Origin of the sequence: Massilia endophytica (assembly GCF_021165955.1) — a bacterium.
Classification (GTDB): Bacteria; Pseudomonadota; Gammaproteobacteria; order Burkholderiales; family Burkholderiaceae_D; genus Rugamonas; species Rugamonas endophytica.
Window position 1 is genome coordinate 5,102,642 of record NZ_CP088952.1, and the last position, 15,878, is coordinate 5,118,519.

Genomic DNA, 15,878 nt, shown 5'->3' on the forward strand with positions numbered 1-15,878 from the left:
ATTATCCTATGCCGCGCCCGCTCCCACCAGATGCAGGGGCAGGGTGGTGGTGTACTTGATCTGCTCCATCGAAAACGCGGACGATACGCCCGTCAGGTTTGCCACCTTGATCAGCTTCTTGTAGAAGCGGTCGTAGCCTTCGATATCGGTGGTCACCACCTTCAGCAGGTAGTCCACGTCTCCGCTCATGCGGTGGAACTCCTGCACCTCGGGCAGCGCCGCCACCCCGGCTGCGAACTTCAGCAGCCATTTCTCGTCGTGCTGGCTGGTGCGCACGCTCACGAAGACGGTGACCGGAAGGCCGGTCTGGCGGCGGTTCACCAGGGCCACGCGGCCGTCGATATAGCCCTCGTCCTCCAGCCGTTTGAGCCGCTTCCAGCAGGGCGTGGTGGTAAGCCCAACCTTCTCCGCCAGGTCCGCCACCGAGAGAGTGCCGTCGAGCTGCAAGGCGCCCAGAATTGCCAAGTCGAATTTGTCGAGATTGTTCATGCTATTAAATCGCAAAAAATAAGATGAATATGCCAATACGCGTCCAACATTAGCATGAATTTGGAATGAACGCTTCGGTAGCCTTGCGTAAGCTATCTGCATGACTACGGAAATTTACCTCGATGGCAATGCCACCTCCGCCGTGCTGCCTGCCGCCATGCAGGCCGCGGTGGACGCAATGTGTGAACGCTACGGCAACCCAAGCAGCACCCATTCCACCGGCATCCGCGCGAAAGCCCTGCTGGACGGAGTGCGCAGCCGCGCCACCCGCCTCCTCGGCGCCGGCAAGGGACGCCTGATGTTCAACAGCGGCGCCACCGAAGGAATTCAGACGGCAGTGCTGTCCGCGCTGTGCGCGCTGCGTGAAAAGCGTGCGGCAGGCGAGGCCATCGGCTCCCTGCTGGTGTACGGCGCCACTGAGCACAAGGCCGTGCCGGAAAGCCTGGCGCACTGGAACCGCCTGCTGGGGCTCAACCTCACCCTGGCCAGGCTGCCGGTGGGCGCGGATGGCCGCCACGACCTGGCCGCCCTGCGCACCATGGCTGGCGACGCGGCCTTCGTCTGCACCATGGCGGCGAACAACGAAACGGGTGTGGTCTCCGACCTGGAGGGCATTGCGGCCGCGCTGGAAGGCAGCCGGGCGCTGTGGATGGTGGACTGCGTGCAGGCCTTGGGCAAGCTGGAACTGAACCTGGCCGCAACCCGCATCGATTACGCACCCTTCTCGGGCCACAAGCTGTATGCACCGAAAGGCATTGGCATGCTCTACGTGCGCGAAGGCGCGCCCTACACGCCGCTCATCATGGGCGGCGGGCAGGAGGCGGGCCAGCGCTCCGGCACCGAAAACATGGCGGGCATCGCCGCCTTGGGCGCCGTGCTGGAAGCCCTTGAAGATGGCGCCACCTTCCGCCCGCACGCCGAGCTGGCGCAGTTCCGCGACCGCGTGGCCGCGAGCCTGGAGAAGGCCTTCCCGGGCATCGTGTTCAACACGCCTTTCGCCATCGCACTGCCCACCACGATCAATTTCTCCGTTCCCGGCCTGTCCAGCAAGGAGCTGCTCGACGTGTTCGATGCTGCCGCAGTGCGCGTGAGCGCGGGCAGCGCCTGTTCCGCCGCGAAGGCTGCGCCGAGCTATGTGCTGGACGCCATGGGCCTGCCCGAATGGCGCAGCAGCAGCGCGGTGCGCCTGTCCTTCGGTCCCCTGGCCGATGAGGCCATGATTGCCGAGGCCTGCGAACGCATCGCCCGCTGCGGCGAAGCGCTGCGCACAGGCGCGGCTCCGCTGGATGGCGTCATGCAGCTCACCGCCAACGGCGCGCATACCTGGCTCGTCTTCGATGCGGCGAGCCGGCAGTGCGCGGTGATCGACTCCCAGCCCGAACTTTCGCAGCGCATCGACACCATGCTGAAAGCACGCAGCTACACCCTGGCAGCACAGCTGGCAACGCATGGCGAAGCGCCATCGCAGGATGTGCAGCTGGGCTGCAGCACGCTGCGCCGCGTGCCGCTCGATGCGCAGCGCTCCATCTATCTGCTCGGCGACAGCGCCAGGGTGCGCCATGCATTCATCGGCAATGCCGCGCCGCGGGAAGCCACGCCTTGGGTGAGCGCGGACACCTTGCTCTGTCCCGGCAGCGAGGATTGCCAGCCCTGCTGCACGAGCCTGCGCGCCGAAGCGCATCGCGCCCGGGAAGCATCGCACCTCGCCGGAGTGGAGCTCGATGGCGCAGCGCTCGACGCGCTGCTGCGCCAGCATCCGGATGCGCTGCTGATCGACGTGCGTGAAGCCTGCGAGCATGCGGCGGACAGCGCGGGGCCCGGCGGGCGCCCGGCAGTCAACGTGCCCCTGAGCCGCCTCGCTTCCGCGGCGGCGGAATGGATGGCGCACGGCGAACAGCCGCCCCTCGTCTTCTTCTGCCGCAGCGGCAAACGCAGCGAAAAGGCAGTGCAATGCCTGCGCCGCCTCGGCTATGGCGCGGCCTGGCATCTGAAGGGCGGCCTCGCCCTGGCCCAGCCCATGCCCCTTGCCGCCTGACATCACGATTTGCCTTTTGCGGCGGCCGATGGCCGCCGTTTTTTTTGCTCGCTCTTCCATATGTACGCTAGCGAACGGTGAGCAGGCGTGCGCCCACCTAAGATTGCTTGGAACATACTTGCAAGCTGCGCGGCGGGAAACCGGTCCGCCTTCCCCATGAGGCCCCTTTGAAAGAGTACATTCACCTATGGGCCGATCCTGCAATCGGCTTCAGGGAATCGGCGTCAGGCTCATTGCAACAAGGAACTGCAGACAACGAGGACCTGCCCCTGCGCGCGGAACTCTTCAGCGCGCAGCAGATGGCCAATCATGGCCGCCATCTTGCTTCATTGCATGAACTAAGCAAGCGCGGACGCGGCGACCGCCTGCTGTCGCGCCTGAGCGCGAACGCTTCCGTCATCGGCAGCACCTGCGAGGAGCTCACCGCGGCCGTCAAGGAAACGCGCCAGATCACGCCCGCCTCCGAGTGGCTGCTCGACAACTATTACCTGATCGAAGAGCAGATCCGCATCGCGCGGCGCCACCTGCCGAAGGATTACAGCAAGGAACTGCCGCGCCTGGCCAAGGGCGCGGAGCCGGGCACGCCCCGTGTCTACCAGCTGGCGCTGGAAGTCATTGCGCACGGCGACGGCCGGGTCGATCCGGAAAGCCTGTGCCGCTTCATCGAGGCCTATCAGGAAACCGCGCCGCTCAAGCTGGGCGAGCTGTGGGCCATTCCGATCATGCTGCGCCTGGCGCTGATCGAGAACCTGCGCCGCGTGGCCGCTCGCATCGCCGAGAACCGCTTCCAGCGCGACCTGGCCAACAGCTGGGCGGACCAGATGGTGGAGATCGCGGAAAAGAACCCCAGCGGCGTGATCCTGCTGGTGGCGGACATGGCGCGCTCCAACCCGCCGGTTACGAGCGGCTTCGTGGCCGAAATGGCGCGCCGCCTCCAGGGCCAGAGCCCCGTGCTCACGCTGGCCCTGAACTGGATCTCCTACCGCCTGGCCGATACCGGCGAGACCATCGAGCAGATGATCCAGACCGAGATTCAGCAGCAGGCGGCGGAGCAGGTTTCCATCGCCAACAGCATCGGCAGCCTGCGCTTCCTCGGCACGATGGACTGGCAGGAGTTCGTGGAGACCATGAGCTCCGTGGAGCAGGTGCTGCGCAGCGATCCCGCGGGCGTCTACGGGTCCATGGACTTCTCCACGCGCGACCAGTACCGGCACGTGATCGAGGCCACGGCACGCGTTTCCCAACTGAGCGAGACCGAAGTGGCGCAGCAGGCGCTGGAGCTGGCGCGCACCCACAGCGGCGGCGAGGACCCGCGTCATGGCCACGTCGGGTTCTATCTGATCGGGAAGGGCCTGCACCTGCTGCAGAAGAAAGCGAACGTGCGCCTGCCGCTGGGCGAGGCCTTGCGCCAGACCTTGCGCGCCGCGCCGCTCGCCACCTATCTGGGCTCCATCGGCGCCATTACCCTCGCGCTGACGGCGCTGATGCTGGAGCGCGCCGTTCGCGACGGCGTGGGTGACGGCGCCCTGGCAGTCCTTGCTGTGCTGGGCCTCATGGGCAGCAGCCATCTTGCGCTCTCCGTCGTGAACTGGGCGGCCACCCTGCTGACACGCCCGCACCCCTTGCCGCGCATGAATGTGAAGGAGTGCATACCTTCCGATGCGCGCACGCTCGTCGTGGTCCCCACCATTCTTTTCAGTCCGGAGAACGTGGCGGAACTGTGCGAGCAGCTGGAGGTGCGCTTCCTCGCCAACCGGGATCCCAACCTGCGCTTCTGCCTGGCCACGGACTTCGCCGACGCGCAGAGCGAAACGCTGCCCAACGACGAGGCCCTGCTGGAACGGGCCCGCTCCGGCATCGCGCGCCTGAACGCCAAGTATGCGGAGCAGGGCGAAGGCCAGCCCTTCCTGCTGCTGCACCGGCCGCGGCTCTGGAACCCGTCGCAGCGCGCATGGATGGGCCATGAACGCAAGCGCGGCAAGCTGGAAGACCTGAACCGCTTCCTGCGCGGCGGCGCGCGCGACAAGTTCTCCCTGGTGGAAGGCGACGTCGCCGGACTGGGATCCGTCAAATACGTGATCACCCTCGACACGGATACGCAGCTGCCGCGCGACGCGGCGCGCCAGTTCGTGGCCACCATGCGGCATCCCCTCAACCAGCCGCGCATCGACCCGCGCCGCAATTGCGTGGTGGATGGCTACGGCATCCTGCAGCCGCGGGTCGCGGTAAGCCTGCCAAGCGAGAACGCGTCGCTGTATGAACGCCTGTGCGGCGGCGAGCCGGGCATCGATCCCTATACCCGTACCGTCTCCGACGTCTACCAGGATGTGTTCGCGGAAGGCTCCTTCATCGGCAAGGGCATCTACGACGTGGACATGTTCGAGCAGGTGCTGGGCGGACGTTTTCCCGACAACCGCATTCTCAGCCACGACCTGCTGGAGGGCTGCTACCTGCGGGCCGGTCTTCTCAGCGATGCGCAGCTCTACGAACAGTATCCCGCCCGCTACAGCGACGACGTGAGCCGCCGCGAGCGCTGGATACGGGGCGACTGGCAGCTTGCGGGCTGGCTGGTGGGCCGCGTGCGGCGCGCCAGCGGCGAGCGCGAGCCCAATCCCCTGTCCGCGCTTTCTCGCTGGAAGCTGTTCGACAACCTGCGCCGCAGCCTCGTAGCGCCGGCGCTCACGCTGTCCCTGCTGCTGGCCTTCGCGGCCTTGCCGCACCCATGGTTCTGGACTTCCGCCGTCCTCACCATCATCTTCCTCCCGCCGCTGCTGGCCGCGCTGCACGGCATGGCGAAGAAGCCTGCCGATACCTTGTGGCGCCAGCACCTGCCGGCCTCCCTGCGGCGCAGCGGCCTGCATTTCGCCCATGGCCTGCTGATGCTGGTCTTCCTTCCATACGAAGCCTGGTTCAGCCTCAATGCCATTGCCCGCACGCTCTGGCGCATGCTCGTGTCGCGCAAGCGGCTGCTGCAATGGCGTCCGTCGGCGCTGGCACGCTCCAGGACCACCATGTCCGGCAGCTGGCGCACCATGTGGATCTCGCCGCTGCTGGCGCTGGCCGCAGGCGCGGCTTTTGCGCTGCGGCGGCCGGAGGCCTTCGACGCCGCCCTGATATTCCTCCTGGCGTGGTTCCTCGCCCCTGTTGTGGCATGGTGGATCAGCCGTCCCATCGAGCGCCTGCAGGCGAAGCTCGACCTGGAGCAGACCCGCTTCCTCAAGAAGCTGGCGCGCAAGACCTGGGCATGGTTCGACACCTTCGTTGGACCGGACGACAACTGGCTGCCGCCGGATAACGTGCAGGAGCATCCCTCGCTGGTCATCGCCCACCGCACCTCGCCCACCAATATCGGCGTGTCCCTGCTGGCGAACCTCACGGCGCACGATTTCGGCTATATCACCGGCGGTCAGCTGGTCACCCGCACCGCCAACACCCTCGCTACCATGGCGCAGATGGAGCGCTACCAGGGACACTTCTACAACTGGTATGACACGCAGTCCCTGAAGCCCCTGCACCCCATCTATATCTCCACGGTGGACAGCGGCAACCTGGCGGGCCATCTCCTGACCCTGCAGCCGGGCCTCGCCGGCATCTGCGATGAGCCCATCGCCGGGCCGCAACTGATGGACGGCATCGCCACCACCTGCCATGTGCTGCAGGAGACCATGGCAGGCGGCAGCCCGCCCCTGCCCGGGCTGCAGGCCCTGATGGACGCGCTGGCGCCGGATGCCTTCCTCTATCCCGCCAACCTGCTCGACCTGCACGCCTGGCTGCAGCGGGCGGTTGCGGCGGCCGAAGGCTTCCTGGCCGATCCCTCGCTCGCCACCGATATCGCCGCCCATATGTGGGCCACCGCGCTGGCCGCGCAGTGCCATGCAGCGCTGGAAGAGCTGCTGTGGCTCGCGCCATGGGCCAATGCCGCACCGGAGACCGTGCCGGATGCGAACCTGCGCCGCATTCCCACCCTGCGCGAACTGGCCGCCTATCCGCCCGCATCCGCCGCGCCTTCCGACCTGGCGCCGGGAGAGCGCGAACGCCAGCAGCAGCTCAACGTGCTGCTGGAGCTGGGCGCCGAACGAGCGCGGAGCCGCATCCAGCAACTTGAGGCCCTGGGCCAGCAGGCTCACAGCTTCGCGCAGATGGAATACGGCTTCCTCTACAACCGCACCACCAAGCTGCTCACCATCGGCTACAACGTGAGCGAGCGGCGCCTGGATGCCAGCGCGTATGACCTGCTCGCATCCGAAGTGCGCCTGGCCAGCTTTGTCGCCATCGCGCAAGGCCAGCTGCCGCAGGAGCACTGGTTCGCGCTGGGCCGCCAGCTCTGCATCGTGCACGGGCATCCCGTGCTGCTGTCGTGGAGCGGCTCCATGTTCGAATACCTGATGCCGCTGCTGGTGATGCCCACCTACGACAGCACCCTGCTGGACCAGACCTACCGCTCGGTGGTGGCAGCCCAGATCGAATACGGCAAGCAGCGCAACGTGCCCTGGGGGATCTCCGAATCCGGCTACAGCATCGTGGACGCTGCGATGAACTACCAGTACCGCGCATTCGGCGTGCCGGGCATCGGCCTGAAGCGGGGCCTGGGCGACGACCTGGTGATCGCGCCCTATGCCACCATGATGAGCCTCATGGTGGCGCCGGATGCGGCCACGCAGAACCTGCAGAAGATGGCGGAGCTGGGCTTCATGGGCCGCTACGGCTTCTACGAGGCGATCGACTACACGGCGGCGCGCCTGCCCCGCGGCCAGACGCACAATGTCATCAAGTCCTTCATGGTGCACCACCAGGGCATGGGCCTGCTGGCGCTGAACTACCTGCTCAACGACCGGCCCATGCAGCGCCGCTTCGAGTCCGATCCCATCCTGCAGTCCGCGCTGCTGATGCTGCAGGAGCGTACGCCGCAGGTGGGCGCCTTCTACTCCACCAGCGCCGAGCAGGCCGCCATCCGCGCCACCACGCCGGAGCAGGCCATGCCCATGCGCATACTGAACCAGCCCAATACCACGGTGCCGGAAACACAGCTCCTTTCCAATGGCCGCTATCACGTCATGGTGACGGCGGCGGGCGGCAGCTACAGCCGCTGGAAGGACCTGGCCGTCACGCGCTGGCGCGAGGACAGCACGCGCGACAACTGGGGCATGTTCTGCTACGTGCGCGATGTGGAAGACGGCGCTTATTGGTCCACCACCTACCAGCCGACGCTGGCGGAGCCGGAGCGGCAGGAAATCATTTTCTCGGAAGGCCGCGCCGAATACCGCCGCAGCGACCGGGGCATCGAGCTTTACACCGAGATCGTGGTCTCGCCGGAGGACGATATCGAGATGCGGCGTACGCGCATCAGCAACAAGTCCGAACGCACGCGCACCATCGAGATCACCAGCTTTGCGGAAGTGGTGATGGCGCCGCATGCGGCCGACGCCGCGCATCCCGCCTTCAGCAAACTGTTCGTGCAGACAGAGATCATCCAGGATGAGAGCGCGATCCTGTGCACGCGGCGCCCGCGCGGCAAGGGCGAACATACGCCATTCCTGCTTCACCTGATGACGGTGCACGATGCGGAAGTGAGCCATGTCAGCTTCGAGACCGACCGCTCGCGTTTCATCGGCCGCGGCAACACTGCGCGCGCACCGCGCGCGATGCTGGAGCCGGGCGAGCTGTCCGGAAGCCAGGGTTCGGTGCTGGACCCAGTGGTGGCCATCCGCTACCGCATCACCCTCAAGCCCGACCAGGCGGCAGTGGTGGACGTGGCCACCGGCATGACCGATACGCGGGAAGCCGCGCAGTACCTGATCGACAAATACCAGGACCGCCACATGGCGGACCGCGTCTTCGAACTCGCCTGGACCCACAGCCAGGTGGTGCTGCGCCAGCTGAACGCCAGCGAGGCGGACGCACAGCTCTACGGCCGCCTGGCCAACCACGTCATCTACCCGAACCCCGCGCTGCGCGCGGAGGCCAGTGTGCTGATCAAGAACCAGCGCGGCCAGTCCGGCCTGTGGGCCTACGCCATTTCCGGCGACCTGCCCATCGTGCTCTTGCAGATCAAGGACGCCCAGAATATCGAACTGGCGCGCCAGCTGGTGCAGGCCCACGCCTACTGGCGCCTGAAAGGCCTCGTCGTCGATCTGGTGATCTGGTACGAAGACCTCTCCGGCTACCGCCAGGCCCTGCACGACCAGATCATGGGCCTCATCGCGTCCGGCATCGACGCGCAGGCCATCGACCGCCCGGGCGGCATCTTCGTGCGTCCGCTGGAACAGATATCGCCGGAAGACCGCATCCTCCTGCAGACGGTGGCGCGCGCCGTGCTGCTGGACAGCCGGGGCACGCTCGCCGAACAGATCAAGCGCTCCGGCCCGCCGCCGCTGCGCATGCCGCCTTTGCTCTCCGATGCGCGCGGCGAATACGACGACGCCGGCCCAACGACGCGGCTGCCGCACGGCCTCATTCTCGAAAACGGCCTCGGCGGCTTCACGCATGACGGACGCGAATACGTCATCGTGACGGCCGAGGGCCACCGCACGCCCGCGCCATGGTCCAACGTGCTGGCCAACCCGCAGTTCGGCAGCGTTGTATCGGAAAGCGGGCAGGCCTATACCTGGCACGAGAACGCGCACGAATTCCGTCTCACGCCCTGGCACAACGACCCCGTTTCGGACCTGAGCGGAGAAGCCTTCTACATGCGGGACGAGCAGAGCGGGCATTTCTGGTCGCCTACCGCGCTGCCAGCGCGTGGAGCGGGCCACTACGTCACGCGCCACGGCTTCGGCTACAGCGTGTTCGAACACACGGAAGTCGGCATCACGACAGAGATGACCAGCTATGTGGCGCTGGAAGCGACGGTCAAGTACACGGTCATCAAGGTGCATAACGACTCGCCGGTGGCGCGGCGGCTGTCCGTTACCGGCTATGTGGAGTGGGTGCTGGGCGACATGCGTTCGAAATCCGGCATGCATATCGTGACCGAGCAGGACCCGGTCAGCGGCGCCATCTTCGCGCGCAATGCCTACAACACCGAGTTCTCCGGCCGCGTGGCCTTCTTCAGCTGCGATGCGGCGACGCGCACCGTGACGGCGGACCGCACCGAGTTCCTGGGCCGGAACGGCAGCCTGGCGGCCCCCGCGGCGCTGAAGCGGGCCCGCCTGTCCGGCAAGGTCGGCACGGGCCTCGACAGCTGCGCGGCCATCCAGGCGCCCTTCGAACTGCAGCCCGGCGAGCGCCGCGAGATCGTCTTCGTCCTCGGCCTGGGCGGGCGGCGCAATGCGGACGCCACGAACATGGTGCAGAAGCACGGCGGCGCCGGCGCCGCTTCCGATGCGCTGCAGGCGGTGCGTGCGCACTGGAATGAGACCCTCGGCGCCGTCCAGGTGCAAACGCCCGATCCTGCGCTCGACGTCATCGCCAACGGCTGGCTGATGTACCAGACCATCGCCTGCCGCCTGTGGGCGCGCAGCGGCTACTACCAGTCCGGCGGCGCCTTCGGTTTCCGCGACCAGCTGCAGGACGCGATGGCGATGGTCCACACCGAACCGCAGCTGCTGCGCGACCATCTCGTGCTCTGCGCCGCGCACCAGTTCCTGGAAGGCGACGTGCAGCACTGGTGGCATCCGCCTTCGGACCGCGGCGTGCGCACCCATTGCTCGGACGACTATCTCTGGCTGCCGCTGGCGGCAGCGCGCTATGTCGCCACGACCGGCGACCTCTCGGTGCTGGACGAGATGGCGCACTACCTCGAAGGCCGGCCCGTCAAGCCGGACGAGGACTCCTACTACGACATGCCCGCCCGCTCAGCGCAATCGGGCGACCTGTACGAGCACTGCGTGCGCGCCATCCGCAACGGCCTGCGCTTCGGCGTGCACGGCCTGCCCCTGATCGGCTCCTGCGACTGGAATGACGGCATGGACAAGGTGGGCGAGGAAGGCAAGGGCGAGAGCGTGTGGCTGGCCTTCTTCCTCTACGAAGTGCTGCAGCGCTTTGCCGAAGTGGCGGTGCTGCGCGGCGACGATGCCTTCGCCGCCGAGTGCCGCGAGGAGGCGCGCAAGCTGGCGGCGAACGTCGAACAGAATGCCTGGGACGGCCAATGGTATCGCCGCGCCTACTTCGACGACGGCACGCCGCTCGGCTCGCACGAGAACGAGGAATGCCAGATCGACTCCATTTCGCAGAGCTGGGGCATCCTGTCCGGCGCGGCGGACCCCGAGCGGGTGCGCGGGGCCATGCAGCAGGTCGATGCGCGCCTCGTGCGGCGCGACTATGGCCTGATCCAGCTGCTCGACCCGCCCTTCGACAAGGCCGACCTGAATCCGGGCTACATCCGCGGTTATGTGCCGGGCGTGCGCGAGAACGGCGGCCAGTATACCCACGCTGCCATCTGGACCGTGATGGCCTTCGCGAAGATGGGCGACACCGAGCGCGCCTGGGAGCTCATGCGCATGATCAATCCTGTCTCGCACGGCAGCAGCGCGGAGGCGGCGGCCTTGTACAAGGTGGAGCCCTATGTGGTGACGGCGGACGTGTATGCCGTGTCGCCGCACATCGGGCGCGGAGGGTGGAGCTGGTACACGGGGTCTTCGGGATGGATGTACCGCCTGATACTCGAATCGCTGCTGGGGCTCACACGCAAGGCGAACACCCTGGCGCTGGCCCCGCGCATCCCTGAAGGCTGGCCCGGCTTCACCCTGAGCTACCGCTTCGGCCGCAGCCGCTACACCATCCGCGTCACACGCGGCGAACCATGCCTGCTGGTGGACGGCACGGCGCGCGACATCATCGAATTGACCGACGACGGCGCCGACCACACCGTCGAGCTGACAATGTAGGGGACAGACCCCGTACGGGGTCTGTCCCCGGTGTCCCAGTCCGCCACCGGCCTACAGTCCGACAGCTTGCGCCGCCCCTAAAAGCGTCGCGACGCCGAGCACAGAGAAGATCAGCGCCGCCAGCCCATGCACCAGCTTGAGCGGCACCGCGTTCGCCGCCCGCTCCCCGATATACACCGCAGGCACATTCGCCAGCATCATGCCAAGCGTGGTCCCCGCCACCACGCCCACGATGTCCTCGAAGCGTGCGGACAGCGCCACGGTGGCGATCTGCGTCTTGTCCCCCATCTCGGCGAGGAAGAAGGCGACCACCGTCGCCACGAACACGCCATAGCGTGGAGGTCTGGCCTCGGCATCATCGAGCTTGTCCGGCACCATGATCCAGGCGGCCATGGCCAGGAAGCCAAGGCCCAGCACCCAGCGCAGCACGTCGGGTCCGAGCAGGGAAGTGATCCAGGCGCCGACCGCCGCCGCAAAAGCGTGATTGGCAATAGTGGCAACAAAAATACCGGCAACAATGGGAAGAGGGCGGCGGAATTGAGCGGCCAGCACAAAGGCCAGCAGCTGCGTCTTGTCGCCGATTTCGGCCAGCGCAACGATGCCGGTCGAAACAAAGAATGCATCCATGGGTTTGAAAGGGAGGGCCGGAAGGTTAACCAGTGATCCACAGGCGGCTCCGGCCCAATAGCGGCCGCCCAGGGATCAATGGTCTCGCCAAGCCTGTCGGCCAGCTGCGCCACGGCCTGCGGGCCGATGATGTTGACACAGCTACTTCCGGGGACGGAAGGCGGCTACTCCCCAAAGAACAGCCGCATCATAGCATGGCGGCGCAGATTCTGCCCGGCGTGCGCCCACTATGCTATGCTCCACCGCGCCCGCCACGAGCGGGCGTTCCCACGACCGAATATCAGAGAGCCCATGCGAACAACCTTCACTTTGCGGCGCTTCGCCGCCACGCTGGCACTGGTCGGGATGGCCCTCAGCGCCCACGCGCAGGACCCCCTGAGCTATGCCCGCTACGACCAGGTGCGCACCACCGACCTGCACCTCGACCTGAAGGCGGATTTCGCCAGCAAGACTCTCTCCGGCTACGCCGAACTGACCCTGACCTGGATCGACAAGTCGGCCCGCAACCTGGTGCTCGACACGCGCCAGCTCAGCATCTCCCGCGTGCAGGTCCTGAAGGACGGCCGCTGGCGTCCCGCTTCCTACATGCTGGACAAGTTCGACGCGAAGAAGGGCCAGGCCCTTCGCATCGCCCTTCCGGGCCAGCCCGAAAAGGTCCGCATCTATTACCGCACCGCCCCCACCGCCAGCGCGCTGCAATGGATGACGCCCGCCCAGACCCTGTCCGGCAAGCGCCCCTTCATGTTCAGCCAGTCCGAGACCATCAACGCCCGGTCCTGGGCGCCGGTGCAGGACACGCCCGCCGTGCGCTTCACCTACAGCGCCCGCGTGAGCGCGCCTTCCGGCATGCGCGTTGTGATGAGCGCCGAGAACGACCAGAACGGACCGGGCAAGGACGGCTGGACCTTCCGCATGCCGCAGCCCATTCCATCTTACCTGCTGGCGATTGCCATCGGCGAGATCGGCGTGCGCAATATCGGCCCGCGCTCCGCCGTCTACGCCGAGCCGAAGCGCCTGGACGCCGCCGCCTTCGAGCTGGCGGATACGGAAAAGATGATCGCCGCCGCCGAGGCCCTGTACGGTCCATATCGCTGGGGGCGCTACGACATGATCGTGCTGCCGCCTTCCTTCCCCATCGGCGGCATGGAAAACCCGCGCCTGACCTTCCTCACGCCGACCATGATCGCGGGAGACCGCAGCCTGAACGACCTGATTGCGCATGAACTGGCGCATTCCTGGTCCGGCAACCTCGTGACCAACGCGTCGTGGAAGCACTGGTGGCTGAACGAAGGCTTCACCACCTATGTCACCACGCGCATCCTGGAAGTCCTGTACGGCACGGAAGTGGCGGATATGAACCTGCAGGTGGAACAGGAGGAAGCCCTCGCCTCGCTGAAGGAGATCCCCGCCGCGAAGCAGGCCCTCGTTCCGCGCGAGCCGGACGTGAACCCGGACAGCTATACGGACGAAGGCCTGGCCTATCCGAAAGGCGCCTGGTTCCTGCGCACGCTGGAGCAGCGCGCCGGCCGCGAAGCCTTCGATCCCTTCCTGCGCGCCTGGTTCGACCAGCACGCCTTCCAGTCCGCCACCACCGAGCAGTTCGTGGCCTTCCTGCGCGCCAACCTGCTGTCGAAGCATCCGGACATCATGCCGGAAGCGGAGCTGGATGAATGGCTGCACGGCCCGGGCATCCCGGCAACGGCCAGGCGCGTGGTCTCCAGCCGCTTCGCGGCAGTGGACGGTCAGCGTGACGCCTGGCTGAAAGGCGAAGTGCAGACGGCCGACCTGAGCGCCCGCGGCTGGAGCGCTGCGGAATGGATGCACTTCCTGAACGATATCGACAGGAAGGCCAGCACAGCCCAGCTCAAGGAGCTGGACGACACCTTCAGTCTGCGCCGCAGCAGCAACAACGAGATCGCCTTCCGCTTCTACCTCGCTTCCGTGCATGCGGGCTACCGGGTGCGCGACGAGCTCAATGCCTTCCTGCTCAGCGTTGGGCGCCAGAAGTTCGTGGTGCCGCTCTACACGGCGCTGCTGCAGAATCCAAACGAGGCGGCGTGGGCGCGCTCAGTGTATGCGAAGGCCCGTCCCCGCTACCACCCCGAGACACAGAGCTCGGTAGACAAGCAGATGAAAAAGTAAAACGATGGAGACCAAGATCATGTACCTGAAAAAGCCTCTCGCAGCGATGCTGCTGTTTGCCTTCGCCGCCGTGGGCGCGCCAGCGATGGCCGCCCCGGAAGGCGCTGCCGCCGCCTCCGCTGTCACGGCGCCGGCCTTCGACCTCGACGCCGACGTCAACAAGGTGCTCAAGACCTTCGACGTGCCCGGCATCGCCATTGCCATCGTCAAGGACGGCAAGGTCGTGGCCACCAAAGGCTACGGCGTGCGCAAGCTGGGCGAGGCGGCTCCCGTCACCGGCAAGACCCTGTTCGAAATCGCCTCGAACTCCAAGGCATTCACCGCAGCCGCCCTGGCCATGCTGGTGGACGAAGGCAAGCTGAATTGGGATGACCCGGTCAACAAGCACCTGCCGGGCTTCCAGATGGCGGATGCCTACGTCACCAATTCCATGACCGTGCGCGACCTGCTGACCCACCGCAGCGGCCTGGGCCTGGGCGCGGGCGACCTGCTGTGGTGGCCCACCACCACCTTCAGCACGGACGAAATCATCGACCGCCTGCGCTACGTGAAGCTGGCCACCAGCTTCCGCAACAGCTACGCCTACGACAACCTGCTCTACATCGTGGCCGGGAAGATCATCGCCCAGAAGGACGGCAAGACCTGGGAAGAGTCCATGCGCTCCCGCATCCTGGATCCGCTGGGCATGAGCGGCACCACCACCAGCGTGGCCGACATGCTGAAGGCGGCGGACTTCTCCGCCCCGCACAGCCGCATCAACGACAAGATCTCCGTCGTGAAGCCCATGCCCGTGGCGAATGCCGTGGGCGCGGTGGGCATCAACACCAATGCGGAAGACATCGCGAAGTGGATGATCGCCCTGCTCAACGAGGGCAAGCTGGAAAACGGCAAGCGCCTGTTCAGCGAAGCGCAGAGCCGCGAGATGTGGACGGCGCAGACGCCGATGAAAGTGCCGAATCCGAAAGGCGTGCTGGCGGCCACGCGGCCCAACTTCAACGCCTATGGCCTGGGCTTCAACCTGCGGGATTACCGCGGCCGCAAGCTCGTGATGCACGGCGGCGCGCTGCAGGGCTTCTACTCGCGCGTGCTGATGGTGCCGGAGGAGAAGCTGGGCGTCGCCATCTTCACCAACGCCGAAAACAGCGGCTCGATGAACGCCCTGCAATGGCGCATCCTCGACCACTATATGGGCGCCGCGCCGACGGACTGGATCAAGGCCGTGGCGGACCAGGAAGCGGAGATGCACAAGAAGGAGCTGGAAAAGCAGGGCAAGGCGGTGGCCGCACGCGCGGCCAAGTCCCAGCCATCGCTGCCGCTGGCCTCCTATGAAGGCGACTACAACGACGCCTGGTACGGCAAGGTAAGCATCAAGCGCGAGGGCAAGAAGCAGGTCATGGTCTTCACCCGCACGCCGGACCTGGTGGGGGAACTGGAACACTTCCAGCACGACACCTTCATCGTGCGCTGGAAGGAGCGCAACTTCAATGCCGACGCCTACGTGACCTTCTCGCTGAACCCGGACGGCAGCATCGAGCGCATGAAAATGGCCCCGATTTCCTCCGAAACCGATTTCAGCTACGACTTCGCGGACCTGGCCTTCACCCCGGTGAAAGGCAAGTAAACCTGTAACAGTGAGTTTCAGAGAGAATGTTCAATGTGCAATTGCAGCATAATGGCGTCCGTTGTCAAAAATATCGGATTCCCTGAATGACTGAGCTGCTCCTGTCCATTGCCGCTGTCTGCGGTTCTCTCGCTCTCGG

The 15,878-nt window shown here is 66.2% G+C and carries 6 protein-coding genes and 1 riboswitch; of the genes, 4 read left to right on the plus strand and 2 right to left on the minus strand.

The genetic code is table 11. The annotated features are described in order from the left end of the window. Positions 1–6: 6 nt before the first annotated feature. Positions 7–489 (minus strand): Lrp/AsnC family transcriptional regulator, encoded by a 483-nt coding sequence (locus tag LSQ66_RS23395; protein WP_231767564.1) that lies wholly within the window; start codon positions 487–489, stop codon positions 7–9. 100 nt (positions 490–589) lie between these two features. On the opposite strand from LSQ66_RS23395, the gene LSQ66_RS23400 reads away from it, so the two are divergent. Next, a complete protein-coding gene (locus LSQ66_RS23400; RefSeq protein WP_231767565.1) occupies positions 590–2,524 on the plus strand; it encodes an aminotransferase class V-fold PLP-dependent enzyme in 1,935 nt (644 codons plus the stop codon). A 233-nt stretch (positions 2,525–2,757) separates the two neighbouring features. Further along, positions 2,758–11,349 carry a GH36-type glycosyl hydrolase domain-containing protein gene (locus tag LSQ66_RS23405; protein WP_407659546.1) on the plus strand — a complete coding sequence of 2,864 codons (8,592 nt, stop codon included), beginning with the start codon at positions 2,758–2,760 and terminating at the stop codon, positions 11,347–11,349. 51 nt (positions 11,350–11,400) lie between these two features. Here the strand turns inward: LSQ66_RS23405 and LSQ66_RS23410 are convergent, their stop codons facing one another. Further along, complete coding sequence (locus LSQ66_RS23410) at positions 11,401–11,976, minus strand: TMEM165/GDT1 family protein (protein WP_231767566.1); 576 nt, start codon at positions 11,974–11,976, stop codon at positions 11,401–11,403. A gap of 15 nt (positions 11,977–11,991) precedes the next feature. After that, a riboswitch (yybP-ykoY riboswitch) is annotated at positions 11,992–12,161 on the minus strand. A gap of 106 nt (positions 12,162–12,267) precedes the next feature. Here LSQ66_RS23410 and LSQ66_RS23415 point away from each other — a divergent pair. Next, complete coding sequence (locus tag LSQ66_RS23415) at positions 12,268–14,118, plus strand: M1 family metallopeptidase (protein ID WP_231767567.1); 1,851 nt, start codon at positions 12,268–12,270, stop codon at positions 14,116–14,118. Between the two features lie 19 nt (positions 14,119–14,137). Further along, on the plus strand, positions 14,138–15,739 hold the full coding sequence (locus LSQ66_RS23420; RefSeq protein WP_407659651.1) for a serine hydrolase: 1,602 nt from the start codon (positions 14,138–14,140) through the stop codon (positions 15,737–15,739). The last annotated feature ends 139 nt before the right edge of the window (positions 15,740–15,878 follow it).

What these genes read in the sequence shown, in the direction of transcription:
- LSQ66_RS23395 (WP_231767564.1), bottom strand. Translation starts at nt 489, where the DNA reads ATGAACAATCTCGACAAATTCGACTTGGCAATTCTGGGCGCCTTGCAG.
- LSQ66_RS23400 (WP_231767565.1), top strand. Translation starts at nt 590, where the DNA reads ATGACTACGGAAATTTACCTCGATGGCAATGCCACCTCCGCCGTGCTG.
- LSQ66_RS23410 (WP_231767566.1), bottom strand. Translation starts at nt 11,976, where the DNA reads ATGGATGCATTCTTTGTTTCGACCGGCATCGTTGCGCTGGCCGAAATC.
- LSQ66_RS23415 (WP_231767567.1), top strand. Translation starts at nt 12,268, where the DNA reads ATGCGAACAACCTTCACTTTGCGGCGCTTCGCCGCCACGCTGGCACTG.
- LSQ66_RS23420 (WP_407659651.1), top strand. Translation starts at nt 14,138, where the DNA reads ATGTACCTGAAAAAGCCTCTCGCAGCGATGCTGCTGTTTGCCTTCGCC.